General features: G+C 67.7%; 17 protein-coding genes. 11 read left to right on the plus strand and 6 right to left on the minus strand.

Going from position 1 to position 16,886, the window contains the following annotated elements; genetic code table 11:
* The first annotated feature begins 79 nt into the window (after nt 1–79).
* Complete coding sequence (locus ACXPWS_RS06330) at nt 80–478, plus strand: VOC family protein (RefSeq protein WP_458711630.1); 399 nt, start codon at nt 80–82, stop codon at nt 476–478.
* 38 nt (nt 479–516) lie between these two features.
* Here the strand turns inward: ACXPWS_RS06330 and ACXPWS_RS06335 are convergent, their stop codons facing one another.
* From ACXPWS_RS06335 to ACXPWS_RS06345, 3 genes are all read right to left on the minus strand, one after another.
* A complete protein-coding gene (locus ACXPWS_RS06335) occupies nt 517–1,092 on the minus strand; it encodes a DUF4232 domain-containing protein (protein ID WP_458711631.1) in 576 nt (191 codons plus the stop codon).
* 70 nt (nt 1,093–1,162) lie between these two features.
* Nucleotides 1,163–1,441, minus strand: coding sequence for a hypothetical protein (locus ACXPWS_RS06340; protein ID WP_458711632.1), 279 nt, complete (start codon nt 1,439–1,441; stop codon nt 1,163–1,165).
* A gap of 185 nt (nt 1,442–1,626) precedes the next feature.
* Nucleotides 1,627–2,040: a hypothetical protein gene (locus tag ACXPWS_RS06345; protein ID WP_458711633.1), complete on the minus strand. Its 414-nt coding sequence runs from the start codon at nt 2,038–2,040 to the stop codon at nt 1,627–1,629.
* A 345-nt stretch (nt 2,041–2,385) separates the two neighbouring features.
* Here ACXPWS_RS06345 and ACXPWS_RS06350 point away from each other — a divergent pair, with 345 nt between their 5' ends.
* Nucleotides 2,386–3,330 carry an alpha/beta fold hydrolase gene (locus tag ACXPWS_RS06350; RefSeq protein WP_458711634.1) on the plus strand — a complete coding sequence of 315 codons (945 nt, stop codon included), beginning with the start codon at nt 2,386–2,388 and terminating at the stop codon, nt 3,328–3,330.
* Nucleotides 3,331–3,355: 25 nt separating this feature from the next.
* Here ACXPWS_RS06350 and ACXPWS_RS06355 read toward each other — a convergent pair whose 3' ends face one another.
* Entirely contained in the window at nt 3,356–4,060 is a 705-nt protein-coding gene (locus tag ACXPWS_RS06355) for a guanylate cyclase (RefSeq protein ID WP_458711635.1), read from the minus strand.
* A 26-nt stretch (nt 4,061–4,086) separates the two neighbouring features.
* On the opposite strand from ACXPWS_RS06355, the gene ACXPWS_RS06360 reads away from it, so the two are divergent.
* A complete protein-coding gene (locus tag ACXPWS_RS06360; protein ID WP_458711636.1) occupies nt 4,087–4,260 on the plus strand; it encodes a hypothetical protein in 174 nt (57 codons plus the stop codon).
* Here ACXPWS_RS06360 and ACXPWS_RS06365 read toward each other — a convergent pair.
* A complete protein-coding gene (locus ACXPWS_RS06365) occupies nt 4,244–7,126 on the minus strand; it encodes an aminotransferase (protein WP_458711637.1) in 2,883 nt (960 codons plus the stop codon). The genes ACXPWS_RS06360 and ACXPWS_RS06365 overlap by 17 nt on opposite strands.
* Nucleotides 7,123–7,992: an alpha/beta fold hydrolase gene (locus tag ACXPWS_RS06370; RefSeq protein ID WP_458711638.1), complete on the minus strand. Its 870-nt coding sequence runs from the start codon at nt 7,990–7,992 to the stop codon at nt 7,123–7,125. Before ACXPWS_RS06370 ends, ACXPWS_RS06365 begins: the two co-directional genes overlap by 4 nt.
* A gap of 97 nt (nt 7,993–8,089) precedes the next feature.
* On the opposite strand from ACXPWS_RS06370, the gene ACXPWS_RS06375 reads away from it, so the two are divergent.
* The 8 genes from ACXPWS_RS06375 (at nt 8,090) to ACXPWS_RS06410 (ending at nt 16,884) form a co-directional block, all read left to right on the plus strand.
* Nucleotides 8,090–8,716, plus strand: a complete 627-nt coding sequence (locus ACXPWS_RS06375) for a TetR/AcrR family transcriptional regulator (RefSeq protein ID WP_458711639.1) — start codon at nt 8,090–8,092, stop codon at nt 8,714–8,716.
* A gap of 205 nt (nt 8,717–8,921) precedes the next feature.
* The gene (locus tag ACXPWS_RS06380) at nt 8,922–9,701 is read left to right on the plus strand and encodes an MlaE family ABC transporter permease (protein ID WP_458711640.1); all 780 of its coding nucleotides are present in this window, start codon (nt 8,922–8,924) and stop codon (nt 9,699–9,701) included.
* Entirely contained in the window at nt 9,698–10,540 is an 843-nt protein-coding gene (locus ACXPWS_RS06385; RefSeq protein ID WP_458711641.1) for an ABC transporter permease, read from the plus strand. Before ACXPWS_RS06380 ends, ACXPWS_RS06385 begins: the two co-directional genes overlap by 4 nt.
* A 5-nt stretch (nt 10,541–10,545) precedes the next feature.
* Nucleotides 10,546–12,012, plus strand: coding sequence for an MCE family protein (locus ACXPWS_RS06390; RefSeq protein ID WP_458711642.1), 1,467 nt, complete (start codon nt 10,546–10,548; stop codon nt 12,010–12,012).
* A 45-nt stretch (nt 12,013–12,057) separates the two neighbouring features.
* Nucleotides 12,058–13,089 (plus strand): MCE family protein, encoded by a 1,032-nt coding sequence (locus ACXPWS_RS06395; protein ID WP_458711643.1) that lies wholly within the window; start codon nt 12,058–12,060, stop codon nt 13,087–13,089.
* Nucleotides 13,086–14,453: an MCE family protein gene (locus ACXPWS_RS06400; protein WP_458711644.1), complete on the plus strand. Its 1,368-nt coding sequence runs from the start codon at nt 13,086–13,088 to the stop codon at nt 14,451–14,453. Before ACXPWS_RS06395 ends, ACXPWS_RS06400 begins: the two co-directional genes overlap by 4 nt.
* Entirely contained in the window at nt 14,450–15,775 is a 1,326-nt protein-coding gene (locus ACXPWS_RS06405) for an MCE family protein (RefSeq protein WP_458711645.1), read from the plus strand. Before ACXPWS_RS06400 ends, ACXPWS_RS06405 begins: the two co-directional genes overlap by 4 nt.
* The gene (locus ACXPWS_RS06410) at nt 15,772–16,884 is read left to right on the plus strand and encodes an MCE family protein (RefSeq protein WP_458711646.1); all 1,113 of its coding nucleotides are present in this window, start codon (nt 15,772–15,774) and stop codon (nt 16,882–16,884) included. The genes ACXPWS_RS06405 and ACXPWS_RS06410 overlap by 4 nt, the downstream gene beginning before the upstream one ends.
* The last annotated feature ends 2 nt before the right edge of the window (nt 16,885–16,886 follow it).

Consider the following 16,886-nt stretch of genomic DNA (forward strand, 5'->3'; position numbering starts at 1 on the left):
CGCGATTCCTGCCATGTCTGTGCGCCCGGCTGCCATCTGCTGCCACAAAGATGTCGGTGCCGCTGCCTAGCATCGCGGCATGAGATTCGTATCCACCCGCATCATCACCGCCGACGTCGGCCGGCTGGTCGCTTTCTACGAGGCGGTCACCCAGATCGGCGCGGTGTGGGGCAATGAGTTGTTCGCCGAGATCCCCACGCCGGGCGGGACGCTGGCCATCGGCAGCGACAAGACGGTGCCGCTGTTCGGTGTGGGATCGGCCGAGGCCGGGGTCAATCGGAGCGTCATCGTCGAGTTCATCGTCGATGACGTGGACGCCGAGTATGCGCGCCTGCGGGGGCAGCTCGGCGACGTCGTCACCGAGCCCACCACGATGCCTTGGGGTAACCGGGCGCTGCTGTTCCGCGATCCGGACGGCAACCTGGTCAACCTGTTCACCCCGGTGACCGAGCAGGCCCGGGCCAAATTCGGCCTCTGACGTACGTCACCTGGTCCAACCATCGTGCCGGTTCGGTTTCAGCCCACCGAACTGACGTTGGCACCACAGATCGGCAGATCGATGGGCAGCTTCCGCGCCGCGTAGCCGTTGGGTGGGGTCACCACCAGCTGACCCCAGCGGGCACAGGAATTGCCGGTGTCCGTGTCGATGGCGTAGGTCAGCACATCGGCGCTGCCGACCTCGCCGGGTTGCAGCGTCAGCCGCGGCGCCGCATTGGCCGGCCGGCGCGCAACGTCGACGAGCACGCCGCCGGCAGGGGTCACCAGGACGGCACCCGGATAGCCGACCATCGTGCAGGCATGCGAGGACGAGTTCCGGAAGGACACCACGACCCGCCGCTGGGTATTGGCAGACTCCATGGCCCCGGTGGTGGCCACGAGATCGTCGTCGGAGCAGGGTCCGAGCTCGGCCGGTGGCGGCGGCAGTTGGCTTGGCGGCGGTGTCACGGAGACCGTCACCGTCGCCGGAGGCATCGTGGATGTGGGTGCCGCCGTGACCGTCACCGTCGGAGCCGGTGCGGATGAGTGCTGGGCCGTGCATCCGGCGAGTACGGCGACCGCCAGGACGGGTAGCGAATATGCGACCGCTTTCATGGTCAGTCCTTTCATGATGGTCGGCCCGCCGCCGGTGGAGCCGGTGGCGGGCCGAAGCCTGTTGAAGTGCTCAGTGCCCGGCGCTGGGGACGGCCACGCGGACCGAGCCGTCACCGATCTTGGTCACGCCCGCGCCCGGGTTGACCCGGACGGAGCCGTCGCCGGGCTTGGCGACCTGGCAGGCGTTGCAGGTGACCAGCGGGCCGACGTCGGAGTAGTCGACGCCGACGCCGGGGCCCTGCGGTTGCGCGGCAGCGGTGCCGGCGGTCAGGCCCAGTCCGGCCGCGGCGACGCCGCCCGAAAGCAGGGCGCCGAGGACGATCTTCTTGAGGGTGTGGGTGGTGTTCATGGTGCGCTCCTTCGATGGTCGCGGTCCGGGAGGTCCGCTGCTGTTGTGGTGACCTCAAAGTAGGACCGCGGACTTGAGAGATTCTTGGAGCCAAACATGCTGAGCCGTAACACCATTGACGTGGGCATGACGCAGCGGCGAAGAGTATCGACATTCTTCGCCGCGGCGTTACAAGCAGGGTCGAATTACAGCCCGCCGCACCGGGACGGGGCCAGGAAAGGTGACCACGGCGGGCAATCCGCCGGCAGTGGCTGCGGGGGCGCCGGTGGGGCGGGCGGTGGTGCCGGCGGGACAGGCGCCGCCTGATGCGGTGTGCCACGCCACGGATAGATGGTGTTGGTGGCGATGTCCACCGTGCCCTCGGAATTCCAGTACCAGTCGTGGCAGATGTTCCAGTCCCAGGTGATGACACCGAACTCGGCGCCGGGAATCAGCGGATCGCCCGGGCACCAGTGCGTGCAGGTGAGCCCGCCGGGGCAATTGCCACCCTGATAGCTGGGTCCGTCGGCGTGGGCGGTACCGGTGGACAGGGCAAGGCCCGCCAATCCGAGTCCGCCGGACACGGCCACCGCGGCCGCCATCCGTGCAAGTCGGTTCATCGAACGTACCCTCCGTGAGGCGCCGGCATCCGGACGCGTTGTCGCGTCCAGTACGCGCCCCGGACACCGCTACCGATCCCAAGAACGCGTTACGCATGCTCTATCGCCGGCCATGCGTGCAGTGTTATCCGGCCGGCGCTGGCCGCACGGCAGGTCGTGACCGCGGTCACTCTGGGCCCTTACTTAAAGGCCTTGGTGGTCAACGAAATTCAGAGACCGAACCGTCGACCTCGGGGGGTAGTATCGACGGTCCGGTCTGCTTGATGTAACGCATCGATGGGCGCCGTTATGCCAGGGGCGTCCGCACCGCGGGAGCCCGACCCCACCGATCTGAGACAGGTGTCCATGCCGAAGCTGCTCCGCGTGGCCCTCACCGCGGTGGCAGTCCTGGTGGCGACCCCGGTGCTGGTGCTGGCGACGACCGCCACCGTCAATGCCGTCGTGACGAGATCGGAAGCCTCCGAAGTCGCCCCGTACGGCCAGTTCGTGCCGGTCGACGGCAAGTTGATGAACGTGGTGGTCAGTGGCGGGGGCCGCGACACCATCGTGCTGCTGCCCGGGCTGGGCACGGCCGCGCCCGCGCTGGATTTCCAGCCGCTGATCAAGGCGCTCTCGGCCGACCATCGCGTCGTCGCGGTCGAACCCTTCGGCACCGGCCTCAGCGACCAGACCGACACCGAGCGCACCGCCGCGAACATCACCGCGGAGGTGCACCAGGCACTTCGGTACCTGGGCATCGAACGCTATGTGCTGATGGGCCACTCGATCGCGGGCATCTACGCGCTGGCCTACAGCGCCACCTACGCCGACGAGCTCATCGCGTTCGTCGGTATCGACAGCAGTGTGCCCGGCCAGCCCGGCTGGAATGACCCGGTACCCACCGCGGGCATGGTCGCCCTACGGGACCTGGGCATCACCCGCCTGCTCCGCTGGATCGCCGGGGATCCCTACGCCGGGCTTCCCTATGACGAGTCGACCAGGGCGCAGCTGGCGCTGCTGAGCGCGAAGAACGCGGCGGCACCGACGCTGGTGAACGAGATGGACAACGTGTCGGCGAACTTCGCCGCGGTCGGCGGCATGACGTTCCCGAGGGATCTGCCGGTGCTGCTGTTCGTCCGGTCGAACGACACCGATGTGGCCGGCTGGGGCGCACTGCACGAGCGACAGGCAGCCGGCGTCGACAACGGCCGGGTGATCACCCTGGACGGCGACCACTACCTGCATCACACCCGGTCACCGGAGATCGCGCGGGACACCGGGGCATTTCTGGCAACACTGCCGGCCCGCTGAGCGGGTACCCGAGCCGTGCCACCGGTCATGCCGGCGGGTCGACGGCCACCCGGATCTCCGCGCCAAGGGCGTAGCCGGGAGCCAGTGACAGCGTGTCCCCGCTCCAGAACTTGCCCGGGTCGAAGTAATTCTCGCGCTTCTCGGTACGCAACAGACCCATCTCCTCGTAGGTGATGGCGACGGTCTCGGCGCAGTACGCGGTCTCCACGCCGACCGCCCGCCGGTGCGATTTGCTCCGCTCGGCCGACTCGCGCACCTTCTTGTGCACGAACGGCAACCCTCTGGTGAAATCGCTGAGGATGGGCAGCCGGCCACGCAGCCACCGTCCGGTCAGCCGGGCCGTGGTCGGAAACGCGGTGCCGTTCATCCTGGCGATCACCCGCAGCATCTGGTCCTCCTGCTCCCGCGACGCGTACGGGGAGATTTGACGCAACCAGCAGCGCTGCCCGTAGCCGTGCACCCACTGCTCGACGACCTCGCGCGCGTCGTTCAGCTGCACCCCGCGGTGGTGGGTTCCGGTCCACAGATCCTGGAGCTTCTGACCGAGTTCGGCGTGCCAGATCAGCGGCGGCAGATCGTCGATGGCCACCGTCATCCCGACGTGGTTCACCGGCGCGTTGGTCAGTGTCTGGATGGCCCGGTCGGGGCCGGAGTCGCCCCGGAACAACCAGATATCGCCGGTGCGGGATTCCTGCAGCGCCTGGTTCAGCGACACCGTGTGTGCGTTCACTCGGGCAGCTTATGCACAATCACTGCATGCGAAGCGTCTGGAAGTGGGTCGGGTTGGCCGGTGTCGCCGGTGTAGTGGCCGGTGGGGTGCTGGTGGCGCGCGATCAGCGCAAGCGCAAGGCGTACACGCCCGACGATATCCGGGCCCGCCTGCACCAGCGGCTCGCCGAGGCCAACGGGACCGTCACCAGCCTTCGGTGAGCACCCGGTCGAGGGTGTCGACGTAGAAGTCGGCTCCCTCGACATCGATACACAGCGGCGGCTTGGTCTTGAGGATGTTCTGGTGGTCGCCGGTGGGCTGGATGATCACACCGAGTTCGAGCATGCGCTCGCAGATCGCCATCGTTTCGGCGGTGGCCGGCTCCAGCGTCTCGGTATCGCGGACCATCTCCACACCCAGATACAGGCCCATGCCGTGCACCGTGCCGATCAATGGATGCTTTTCGCGCAGTCCCAGTAGCCGCGTCTTCAGATGCGTGCCCACCCGCAGGGCGTTGTCCTGCAACCCCTCGTCGCGCAGCACGTCCAGCACGGTGATGCCGATGGTGCTCGACAGCGGGCTGCCGCCGGTCGAGGAGAAGAAGTAACCCTGGGTCCGGAAGGCGTCGGCCACGGCGCGGCTGGTGATCACCACGCCCAGCGGATAACCGTTACCGGTGGCCTTGGCCACCGACACGATGTCGGGCACCACCTGCTGCTCGTGAAATCCCCAGAACCAGTGGCCGAGCCGGCCGTAACCGACCTGCACCTCATCGGCGATGGCCAGCCCGCCGGCGGCGCGCACCGCCGCGTACACCTGCCGCAGGTAGCCCTCGGGTAGCGCCATCCCGCCGGCATTGCCGTAGACCGGCTCGCAGATGAAACCGGCGGGCGGACGGCCCGCCGCCGTCATCTGCTCGATCTGGGCGACCGCATCCACCGCATATCGCGACGCCTGCGCGCCGCGGTACTTGCCGCGAAAACTGTTGGGCGACTCCACCGTGTGCACCCAGTCCGGGCGGGTGGACAGCGCATTCGGGTTGTCCGCGGTGGACGTCGACACCGCGTCGGTGGCGTAGGTCCAACCGTGATACGCCTCGCGAACGGCCACCACGTCCCGGCGCCCGGTGGCGGCCATCGCCAGGCGGAGCGCCAGATCGCTTGCCTCCGAACCGGAATTCACCATGAAGACGGTGTCCAGCGATTCGGGCAGGGTGGCGGCGATCCGCTCGCTGAACTCGACGACCGCCTGGTAGTTGAACCGAGAATTGGTGTTGAGCCGGCCGAGCTGTCTGGCCGCCGCCTCGGCCACCCGGGGATGCGCGTGGCCGAGCACGGTGACGTTGTTGACCATGTCCAGGTACACCCGGCCCGCGGTCGACATCAGGTAATGCCGCTGCCCGCGTTCGATATGCGGGGGTGTGCGGTAGTACCGTTCCTGCACTTTGGCGAAGCTGCCATCGCGGCGGGCCAGCAGATCCCGCACCGGTTCGGGTGCGGGCAGCGGATCCAGCCCCAGCACTGCGCGGGGATCACGGGCCAGCGCCAGCCAGCCCGGCGCCAATTCGGCGCGGACGAACCGAGGCGCCACCGGCGCCCCGGCCGGGCGTACCGACAGCACGGCCCACTGCCCGGCAGCGAGCACACCGAGATGTTCCCCGGCGTGCACGTGTCCGGGCGCCGCGCCGGCTTCGACACCCGTCAGGGTCAGTTCGAAGTCCAGCCCGCGCAGCGTGATCCGGTCGTCGGCACGGTCGGTCACTTCGGCGTCCCACGGCGCGAGCACCCTGGTGGCCGCCGCGGGCCACAGGCCGATCCCGGTCTCGATGACCTCGGGGCTGTCGTGGCTGAGCAGCGGGGCGAGCGCGCACTGCGGCTGCCCGAACCGGGTGACGACCAGCGTCGCGCCGTCGCGCACGGCGGTGTCGGCCAGCGCGCCGGCGTCTTCGCGAGTGTCCGAAAGATCCAGGGCCACAACCAAGTCGGGGTTCAGGTCGGATATCAGCCGGTTCTCGACCGCCACCTCGGATGGTTCGGCGGCCAACCCGAGCTCCGCGGTGATCAACGCCGTCATCACATCCAGTGGCACCGAGGTGGCCTGCTCGAACATCCGCCATTCGGCGTCGGATTGTTCGGTGACGTAGGCGTTCTCCGGGTCGAGTACCGCCTGCTGCGCCCCGCTGACCAGCAGTACCACGGTGCGCAGCACCAACAGCGGCCACAGTGCGTGCGCCTCGGCTGCCGACAGCGGGCGGACCGCGTGAAAGGCCTTGACGCCGGGCAGGATCGAGGCCGGATCGGTACCGGGGTGGCCCAGCACCGAGGACAGCGCGATGGCAGGCTCGGACACCGCCCAGGTGTCCGACAGGTCGCCGAAATCGATGACTCCGTCCGGCAGGCCTGAGCTGCCGGCCACCACATTGGCGTCGGTCAGGTCCAGGTGGACGGCTTGGCGGGGCAGGTCGGCGGCCAGTGGCTCGATCCTGGCCCAGGCGTCGGCCGTGACGGCCGAGATCCGGTCCGCGTGGGCCGGCAGGTGCGAGACGAGTTCGCCCACCACGGCATTGCCGAACCGCGGATCCCACTGCAGGGCACGGTCCAGGCCGGGGTGGCTGAAGCCGGCCAGCGCCAGGCTGACCCGGCCGGCGAGGTCGCCCATCGCCGCGACCACCGGCGGCGCCAGATATCCGGACTCGGCCAGCGCGCCGCCGGCCAGGAACGGAAGCAGCCGGGCGTAGGCCGGCGCGTCGCCGAGTCCGGTTGCGGTGGCGTACCTCTGGCCGGTCACCGTGGCCATCGGGGTGGCGACCCGCAGGGCGGGATGGGCCTGCGCGATACGCGCGGCGGCGGCGTCCTGGGCTTCCAGTTCGTCGACCGAGAACGCCGGATTGGCGATCTTGAGCACCGCGACCGGTTCGCCGTCCTCGTACACCAGGAAATTGCAGTCTTGTTGACTGCCAAGGAGTTTCACCTGGCCGCGGACGCCGAAGTGGGTGCCCAGCAGCTCCTGGGCCTGCGCCGCGGACACCTGGGGGCCGGGCAGCGCGGGCTGTTCGAGGAAGTTGAAGCCCCGGGTCGTTGCGCTCATCGGCTGACGAATTCGACAACCACGTCGGTGAACGCGTCGTTGTCATCCCCGGCGGCAGTGTGCCCGGCGTGGGACAACTCGGCGAACTCGGCCGCGGGCACCTTCTCCAGGAAGTCGCGCACGCCTTCCTCGGACACCACGTCGGAAAGCCTGCCGCGGATCAGCAGGATCGGCACGGTGAGGTTCATCGCGGCCTGTTCCAGCTTGTCCACCCGGGTGAACGGGTCGTCGCCGGGCTTGGTGAGAAACGCCGGGTCCCAGTGCCAGTACCACCGGCCGTCGCGCAGGCGCAGATTCTTCTTCAGTCCTTCGGCGCTGCGCGGTTTCGGGCGGTGCGGCAGATATTCGGCCACGGCGTCGGCGGCCTGCTCTAGTGAGTCGAAACCGTGCACGTGGTTGAACATGAAATCGCGGATGCGGGCGCTGCCGTCCTTCTCGAACCGCGGCACCACGTCGACCAGCACCAGCTTGGTCACCAGCTGCGGCCCGGCCTCGTGGGCGGCCAGGATGCCGGTCAGCCCACCCATGCTGGCGCCGATCAGCACCGTGGGCCGGCCGATCTGATACAGCACCTGCAGGGTGTCGGCGCACAGGGTCTCGACGGCGTAGTTGGCGGTGGGGGAGCGGTCGCTGTCACCGTGGCCGCGGCTGTCCAGCGCGACGACGTGCATGCCGCGACCGGCCAGGATCTGCCCGGTGTTCTTCCATGAGTGCCGGTTCTGGCCGCCGCCGTGCAGCAGCAGCACGCTGGGAATCTCGGGCGCGAGGTCGGCGGTGATCGCCTTGTTCCAAACGTCGCCGACCAGGGCGAGGTCGTCGACGCCGCGGAAGGTCACCGTCTGTGGTGTGCTGTCTGCTGTGCTCACGGGCATCCTCTCGCCGACCCCGCCGATCACGTTACCCAGCGGCCCGATTCGACAAATCGGCGGTCCAGCCGTGCCGGCGTCCCTACAATCTCGCGTTGTGCCGCCCGATGATCCTCGCGATGTCGGGCCGCGCCGTCCCGGTGGGGACGACGAACGCGGCCGCATCATCGGGGCCACCTACGAGTGCCTGTTGGATCCGCACGAGGGCCCGGTTCCGGTGGCGGCGATCCTGGCCAGGGCGGGGGTGTCCAGCCGCGCGTTCTACCGGCATTTCGGCTCCAAGGACGACCTGTTCCTGGCAATGTTGCAGAACTTGACGGCGACGCTGGCCGAATGGCTCGACGAGATCGCCCGCCGGCCCGGCACGCCGGCGGAGCAGGTCCGGGCGTGGATTGAACAGATGTTTGCGCTGGCTTCCGAACCGCTGCTGTCCAGCTACCTTCCGGTGATGGAATCCGAAGAGATGCGGGCGGCCAGAGGTTACCCGCGGGCCCGTGAACTCGCGCGTGCCGATCGGGAACGTTCGCTGGCCGAGATCCTCCGGCGAGGTGTCGAGGACGGGTCGTTTCCGCTGGCCGAGCCCGATAGTGACGCGGTGGCGATCAGTGCGTTGGTGAGCCGCGAGCTGACCGGGCCCGCCATTGCCGACCCGATCGCCATCGAGGTCGCCAAGCGGCGAGTGGTCAGTTTCTCGATGAGGGCGCTCGGCGCTGGCAAATTCTGATACGTGGTGCACCGAATTTCTTCACCCGGGTGCGGACGGCGCCGTCCCGGCGTAGATGTTGCTGGCGGGAAAATCGTTATGTACGTTCTTGCCCGTCCATGGTGATGCCTGTGGTCAGATTCGTGTGACAGCGGCATCGTCGGGGCGTGGTGGAAGGGAAATACCAGGTAATGCGGAAGAGGTACAGGTCAGGGCGGTCTCGTTAATGGCCTCCTCCGATGCGGTGCCTGCCGTCGTTGCCAAACCCGTCCGCGCGTTCGGCGGCTTCTTCTCGATGACCCTGGACGTCTTCGTCCTGATGTGGCGACCGCCGTTTGCCTGGCGGGAATTCATCCTGCAGTCCTGGTTCGTGGCGCGGGTGTCCATCCTGCCGACGCTGATGCTCACCATCCCGTACACGGTGCTGCTGACCTTCACGTTCAACATCCTGCTCACCGAGTTCGGCGCGGCCGACTTCTCCGGGACCGGCGCGGCGCTGGGCACCGTCAGCCAGATCGGCCCCATCGTCACGGTGTTGGTGATCGCCGGCGCCGGAGCCACCGCGATGTGTGCCGACCTGGGGGCCCGGACGATCCGTGACGAATTGGACGCCCTGCGCGTCATGGGTATCAATCCGATTCAGGCCCTGGTGATTCCGCGCGTGCTCGCGGCCACGACGGTATCGCTGGCACTGTCGGCGACCGTGGTGCTGGTGGGCCTGACGGGTGCCTACTTCTTCTGCGTGTACATCCAGCACGTGTCGCCCGGCGCGTTCGTCGCGGGCCTGACCCTGGTCACCGGCCCCGCCGACGTGGTGATCGCGCTGGCCAAGGCCGCGCTGTTCGGGCTCGCGGCCGGCCTGATCGCCTGCTACAAGGGTATTTCGGTGGGCGGTGGGCCCGCCGGCGTCGGCAACGCGGTGAACGAGACGGTGGTGTTCACGTTCATGACGCTGTTCGCGATCAATGTCGTCGCGACGGCGGTCGGTGTGAAGGCCACGATGTGAGTGGCGCGTTGGGCCACCGGGTCCGCCGGTCTTTCGACGGTGTCGTCGGCAGCTGGAACCAGGTGGGGATACAGACCAAGTTCTTCGGCCGCACCCTGCGTTCGATCCCCGATGTCTTCATCAACTACCCCAAGGAACTGATCCGGCTTATCGCCCAAATGGGCCTCGGCACGGGTGCATTGGCGATCATCGGCGGCACCGTGGCCATCGTCGGCTTCCTCACCGTCAGCACCGGCGCGCTGGTCGCCGTGCAGGGCTACAACCAGTTCGCCGAGATCGGCGTCGAGGCGCTGACCGGTTTCGCGTCGGCCTTCTTCAACGTCCGACTCATCGCGCCGGGCACCACCGCCGTGGCGTTGTCGGCCACCATCGGCGCCGGCGCCACCGCACAGCTGGGCGCCATGCGCATCAACGAGGAGATCGACGCCCTCGAGGTCATCGGCATCCGCAGCATCGCCTACCTGGCGTCCACCCGGGTGATCGCCGGTGTGGTGGTGGTGATCCCGCTGTACTGCGTCGGCGTGCTGATGTCGTTCTGGGCCGCCAAACTCGGCACCACCGCCATCTACGGCCAGTCCATCGGCGTCTATGACCACTACTTCGACACGTTCCTCAACCCCGTCGACCTGATTTGGTCGTTCGTCCAGTCGATCGCCATGGCCATCGTGATCATGCTGGTGCACACCTATTACGGCTTCACCGCCAGCGGCGGGCCGGCCGGCGTCGGCGAGGCGGTGGGCCGCGCGGTGCGCACCTCGCTGGTCATCTCGGCGTTCGTCGTGGTGATGATCTCGCTGGCCGTGTACGGGCAATCGGGCAACTTCAACCTGGCCGGTTGACGCACATGGACCACTTCTCTCGCGACAAAGGTCTGGCGCCCGGCTGGTGGACGCTGATCCTGGTGCTGTTCATGGCCGCCTCGGTGTGGCTGTCCTACTCGTTGTTCACCGGCAGCCTGAAATCCTCCGTGCCGGTCACCCTGACCTCGGATCGGTCGGGTCTGGTCATGGAGACCAACGCCAAGGTGAAGATGCGTGGCGTGCAGGTGGGCAAGGTGGTGGCCATCACCGGCGGCGACAGCGAGAGCGCGGCGCCGGTGGCACTGCGCCTGGACATCGATCCCGACCAGATCCGGTACATCCCGGCCAATGTGGAGGCCAGGATCCGGGCCACCACCATCTTCGGTGCCAAATTCGTCGACCTGGTGTATCCCGACCAGCCCAGCGCGGCGCGGCTGAAATCCGGGCAGGTGCTCACGTCGCAGAACGTCACCGTCGAGGTGAACACCGTCTTCCAGAATCTGGTCGGCGTGCTGGACAGGATCGACACCGCCAAACTCAACGCGGTGCTCTCGGCGCTTGCCGAGGGCGTGCGCGGCCAGGGTGAGCGCATCGGCCAGGCCACCACCGACGCCAACCAGGTACTGCTGGCGATCAACCCGCGCAGCGAGACCATCCGCGCGGACTGGCAGTCGCTGCAAGGCTTCAGCGATGCCTACAGCGGTGCGGCACAGGACATCCTGTCCACCCTGAATGCGGCCAGCACCACCGCGGTCACCATTTCCAGCCACGCCCAGCAGCTGGACGCACTGTTGTTGGCCACCACCGGGTTGTCCAACAAGGGCATCGAGCTGCTGGCGCCCAACCAGGCCAACCTGATCAAGGCGATCAACACGCTGCGGCCCACCACCGACCTGCTCTCCAAATACGACCCCGAGTACACCTGCATGCTGATCGGAGCGAAATACCTGCTGGAGCACGGCGGTTACGAGGCCACCGGCGGTAACGGCAAGTCGTTCATCCTGGACGCCGGTATCCGGCCGGGCAACGATCCGTACAAGTACCCGCAGAACCTGCCCGTCGTCGGCGCCAAGGGTGGCCCCGGCGGTAAGCCGAGCTGCGGTTCGCTGCCGATCGTCGACCAGAACTGGCCGGTGCGCCAGCTCATCACCAACACCGGCTTCGGCACCGGCCTGGACTGGCGGCCCAACCCGGGTATCGCGTTCCCGATGTACGGCAACTACCTTCCGGTCACCCGCGCGGTGCCCGAACCGCCGAGCATCCGCAACACATTCGGTGGCCCGGCGCCCGGCCCGATCCCGGGCCCGGGGGCACCCGCCTACGGTGCACCGCTGTACGCACCGGACGGCACCCCGCTGTGGCCGGGCCTGCCGCCCGCCCCGCCGCCGGGCGCCCCGCGTGATCCCGGTGCCACCCCTGGCTCGGAACCGTTCGTCGTCGCCGCCCCGGGTGTGCAGCCGACACCGCTGCCACCGGTACCGCTCCCCGAGGAGGCCGCGCCCGCACCGTAGCTCCCGTCAGTCCGCATCTCAGTAGGCATCTAGAAGGAACGAGCCATGAAAGACAATCTGGTAGGCGCGATCTGGCGCCTCGCCATATTCCTGGCCGTCTGCCTGTTGGGTGTCTTCGGACTGTTCGCGATCTTCGCTCAGCTGCGATTCGGCGAGGCCACTCATGGCTACAAGGCGTTGTTCGCCAATGCCTCGGGCATGGAGGAAGGCGATTTCGTGCGGATCGCCGGTGTCGAGGTCGGCAAGGTCGGCACGATGCGGATCCAGGACGACGGCACGGTGCTGGCCGAGTTCACCGCCAACGACTCGGTGGTGCTGACCCAGGGCAGCCGCGCGGTGATCCGCTACGACGACCTGATCGGCGGGCGCTACCTGGCCCTGCAGGAGGGCGCCGGGGACACCAAGAAGCTCAAGCCCGGTGACACCATCCCGCTGGCCCGCACCTCGCCGGCACTGGACCTTGACGCGTTGATCGGTGGTTTCCGTCCGCTGTTCCGCGCGCTGGACCCCAATCAGGTGAATGCCTTGAGCGGCCAGCTGATAGGTGCGCTGCAGGGTCAGGGCGCGACCATCGGCTCGTTCCTGAGCCAGACCTCGGCGCTGACCAACACGCTGGCCGACCGCGACCAGCTGATCGGTGAGGTGATCGTCAACCTGAACACCGTGATGGGCTCCCTCGGCGATCAGAACAAGCAGTTCGCCAAGGGCATCGACGGCCTGGCACAGCTGCTCGACGTCCTGGCCAAGCGGCGCTCCGACATCGCCAACGGTGTCGCCTACGCCGGCGCCGCCGCGGGCAGCATCGCCGATCTGCTCGAGCAGGCCCGCCCGCCGCTGGTCAAGACGGTGCATGAAACCGACCGCGCCGCAGGCATTGTCGTCGCCGACCACGACTACTTCGACAATCTGCTGAACACGCTGCCGGACTCCTACCAGATCCTGGCGCGGCAAGGCATCTACGGCGACTTCTTCAGTTTCTATCTGTGCGACATCATCCTCAAGCTCAACGGTAAGGGCGGTCAGCCGGTGTACGTGAAGGCTGCCGGCCAGGACAGCGGGCGGTGCACCCCGCGATGAAATCCTTCTCCGAACGCAATCAGCTGATCGTCGGCGCCATCGGCCTGGCGCTGATCGCCGCACTGGTGCTGGGCGCGCTGAACTACGACAAGCTGCCGTTGCTGGACCGCGGCAAGAATTACTCGGCGTTCTTCGCCGAAGCCGGTGGCCTGCGTAACGGTGCCGCCGTGCAGGTTTCGGGCATGCGGGTCGGACATGTCACGGCCGTCGAACTGGACGGCCAGCGGGTACTGGTGAAGTTCAAGATCGACGACGGTGTGCGCATCGGCGAGCGCAGCGAGGCCGCGGTCAAGACCAAGAGCCTGCTGGGCACCAAGATCCTGGAGGTGTCGCCGCGCGGCGAGGGCACCCTGGGCACCACCATCCCGCTCGAACGCACCACGCCCGCATACCAATTGCCGGACGCGCTGGGCGACCTGGCCGCGACCGTCAGCGGCCTGAACACCGACCAGCTCTCGGATTCGCTGCGGGTGCTCTCGGAGACCTTCGCCGACACCCCGCCGGAACTCAAGGTGGCCGTCGAGGGGGTGGCCCGGTTCTCCCAGACCCTCAACGAGCGCGACGCCCAACTGCGCGGCCTGCTGACCAATGCCAACACCGCGACCACGGTGCTGGCCGAACGCAGCGATCAGATCGTCGGCCTGGTCCGCAACACCAATTCGCTGCTGGCCGAACTGCAGAGCCAAAGCGCAGCGCTGGACAGCCTTTCGGGCAACATCTCGGCGTTGAGCCGGCAGCTGCAGGGCTTCATCGCGGAGAACAACACCACCCTGCGGCCCGCGCTGGACAAGCTGAACGGCGTGCTGACCATCCTGGACAACCGCAAGGACCGGCTGCGTAAGGCCTTGCCGCTGTTGAACTCCTATGCGATGTCGCTCGGTGAGTCGGTGAGCTCGGGCCCGTTCTTCAAGACCTACATCGTCAACCTGCTGCCGGGCCAGTTCGTGCAGCCCTTCGTCGACGCGGCGTTCTCCGACCTCGGGCTGGACCGGAACACGCTGCTGCCCTCGCAGCGCACCGATCCCCAGCTCGGCCAGCCCGGCACCCCGGCGATGCCCATTCCGTTCCCGCGCACCGGTCAAGGCGGTGAGCCGCGGATGAACCTGCCCGACGCCATCACCGGCAACCCCGGCGACCAGGGTTGCGGTCCGCCCGGACTCCCGTTGCCCGGGCCCACCGGCTGCTACCCGTACCGCGAGCCCATTCCGCCCGGGCCGCCCGGCGGACCGCCGCCGGGACCGCCGGCGATCGCCCCGCCCGGGATCGCCTCCACGCCAACGCCGTTCCCCAGTCCGGTGCTGGTACCCGCCCCGGGTGAACCCGCGCCGGGCGCAGCGACGGGACAACCGGGGGCCGGCCAATGAACTCGGCGATCAACCCGCGCAACGCGCGGATCGGACTTGCGGTGGCGCTGGTGATCCTGCTTGTCGCCGGTGTCTACCTGGTGACCCGCGCCAGTGACACGCTCAACCGGACCAACATCGTCGCCTACTTCGAGAACAGCAACGGCATCTACGTCGGCGACGATGTCGTCATCCTCGGCGTGCCGGTGGGCCGGATCGACAAGATCGAACCCGAACCGCAACGCGTCAAGATCTCCATGCACTACGACAACCGCTACAAGGTGCCCGCCGAGGTGAACGCCGCGATCCTGTCCCCGATGCTGGTGACGTCGCGGGCCGTGCAGCTCACCCCGGCGTATTCGGGTGGACCGGTGCTCAAAGACGGCGCGGTGATCCCCCGGGAGCGCACCGTGGTTCCGGTCGAGTACGACGATTTCCGTAAGCAGTTGCAGCGTTTGACCGAAACGCTGCAGCCGACCGAGCCGGGCGGCGTCAGCACCCTCGGGGCCTTCATCAACACCACCGCCGACAACCTGCGCGGGCAGGGTTCGAGCATCCGGGACGCGCTGACCAAGCTGTCCCAGGCATTCTCGGCGCTCGGTGATCACAGCACCGACATCTTCAGCACGGTGAAGAACCTGTCGATCCTGGTGTCGGCGCTGCAGGACAGCACCACGGTGATGCGCCAGCTCAATCAGAACCTGGCCTCGGTGACGGGGTTGCTCTCGGACAGCCCGAACGAGGTGGGCAACGCCGTCAAGGACCTGTCCGACACCGTCGGGCAGGTGCAGAAATTCGTCGCGGACAACCGGGAAGCCCTCGGCACCACGTCGGACAAACTCGCCGGCGTGACGCAGACGCTCAACGACAGCCTCGACGACGTCAAGCAATTCCTGCATGTCGCGCCGTCGGCCTTCCAGAACTACGTGAACATCTACCAACCGGCCACGGGTGCCGTCTCGGCAGTGCCGGCACTGAGCAACTTCGCCGACCCGATCTCGTTCCTGTGCGGTGGAATTCAGGCGGCCTCACGGATGGGTGCCGAGCAATCTGCCAAGCTGTGCGTGCAGTACCTGGCGCCGATCGTGAAAAACCGCCAGTACAACTTCCTGCCGATCGGGCTGAATCAGTTGGTCGGCGCGCAGGCGCGCCCCAACGAGATCACCTACAGCGAGGATTGGATGCGGCCGGACTACATCCCGCCGCCGGGACCCGCGCCCGCGATCTTGGCGCCTCCGGTGCTGGATCCGTCGGCGCCTCCGCTGCCGGCCGAAGCGGCAGCGGCGACGAATCCGACCGACGGCCTGCCCGGGCTGATGGTGCACAGCGGGGGAGGGTCATGAAGCGTCTCCTGATGCTGCTTGCCTGCTTCGTCCTGGGCGGATGCTCCTGGCAGGGGCTCAATTCCGTACCGCTGCCCGGCGTGCAGGGGCAGGGCGCGGGCGCCTACACGATCAAGGCCGAGATGCCCGATGTCGACAACCTGGACCGCAACTCGCGGGTGCGGGTCGGCGATGTCACCGTCGGCAACGTCACCGACATCCAGCGGCAAGGCTGGCATGCACTGGTCACCATGAAGCTCAATGCCGATGTGGTGTTGCCGGCCAACGCGACAGCCAAGATCGGGCAGACCAGCCTGCTGGGTTCCCAGCACATCGAACTCTCTCCGCCCAAGGACGCCGAGGCGCAGGGCCGGTTGCACGACGGCTCGTTGATCCCGCTGGCCAGCAGCGGCGCCTTCCCGACCACCGAGCAGACGTTGGCCGCGATCTCGTTGCTGCTCAACGGTGGTGGCTTGGGCAATGTCCAGGACATCACCGCGGCATTCAGCCAGGCCTTCACCGGGCGCGAAGCCGACCTCCGCAGCCTCATCGATCAGCTGAACATTTTCATCGCGAACACCAACGACCAGAAGGACGACATCATCAACGCGGCGTCCAGCCTGAACGACCTGGTGGGTCAGGTCGCCGCGCAGAAGCCGGTGGTGGACCGGGCATTGAAGACGGTGCCCGACGCGGTGGCGGTGCTCGCCGATCAGCGCGACCAGCTGGCCGAAGCGGTCACCCAACTCGGCAAATTCAGTGCGCTGGCGGCTGATTCGGCCAACCAGACCAAGGAGTCGCTGGTCGCCGAGCTGAAGACACTCGGTCCGACGCTGGAGCAGCTGGCCAACGCCGGCCCCGCGCTGACCCGGTCGTTGAGCTTCTTCACCACCTACCCGTTCCCCAAGGAGACGCTGGCGAACTGGATGCGCGGTGACTATGCCAACCTGACCCTGGTGGTCGACCTGACCCTGAGCCGGTTGGACCAGGGCGTGTTCACCGGAACCCGTTGGGAGGGTGACCTCACCGAGCTGGAGATGCAGTGGGGCCGCACCATCGGCCAGCTGCCCAGCCCCTACACCGCGGTGAATCCGCTCGTGGTGCCGTATCACTGGGATCAGGGGCCGTAACC

This window comes from Mycobacterium sp. BMJ-28 (genome assembly GCF_054404835.1).

Bases quoted from the DNA above. Each gene is read 5' to 3' on its own strand.
- ACXPWS_RS06350 (WP_458711634.1), top strand. From the start codon at position 2,386: ATGCCGAAGCTGCTCCGCGTGGCCCTCACCGCGGTGGCAGTCCTGGTG.
- ACXPWS_RS06380 (WP_458711640.1), top strand. From the start codon at position 8,922: ATGGCCTCCTCCGATGCGGTGCCTGCCGTCGTTGCCAAACCCGTCCGC.
- ACXPWS_RS06395 (WP_458711643.1), top strand. From the start codon at position 12,058: ATGAAAGACAATCTGGTAGGCGCGATCTGGCGCCTCGCCATATTCCTG.
- ACXPWS_RS06390 (WP_458711642.1), top strand. From the start codon at position 10,546: ATGGACCACTTCTCTCGCGACAAAGGTCTGGCGCCCGGCTGGTGGACG.
- ACXPWS_RS06330 (WP_458711630.1), top strand. From the start codon at position 80: ATGAGATTCGTATCCACCCGCATCATCACCGCCGACGTCGGCCGGCTG.
- ACXPWS_RS06400 (WP_458711644.1), top strand. From the start codon at position 13,086: ATGAAATCCTTCTCCGAACGCAATCAGCTGATCGTCGGCGCCATCGGC.
- ACXPWS_RS06335 (WP_458711631.1), bottom strand. From the start codon at position 1,092: ATGAAAGCGGTCGCATATTCGCTACCCGTCCTGGCGGTCGCCGTACTC.
- ACXPWS_RS06345 (WP_458711633.1), bottom strand. From the start codon at position 2,040: ATGAACCGACTTGCACGGATGGCGGCCGCGGTGGCCGTGTCCGGCGGA.
- ACXPWS_RS06365 (WP_458711637.1), bottom strand. From the start codon at position 7,126: ATGAGCGCAACGACCCGGGGCTTCAACTTCCTCGAACAGCCCGCGCTG.
- ACXPWS_RS06410 (WP_458711646.1), top strand. From the start codon at position 15,772: ATGAAGCGTCTCCTGATGCTGCTTGCCTGCTTCGTCCTGGGCGGATGC.
- ACXPWS_RS06360 (WP_458711636.1), top strand. From the start codon at position 4,087: ATGCGAAGCGTCTGGAAGTGGGTCGGGTTGGCCGGTGTCGCCGGTGTA.
- ACXPWS_RS06340 (WP_458711632.1), bottom strand. From the start codon at position 1,441: ATGAACACCACCCACACCCTCAAGAAGATCGTCCTCGGCGCCCTGCTT.
- ACXPWS_RS06405 (WP_458711645.1), top strand. From the start codon at position 14,450: ATGAACTCGGCGATCAACCCGCGCAACGCGCGGATCGGACTTGCGGTG.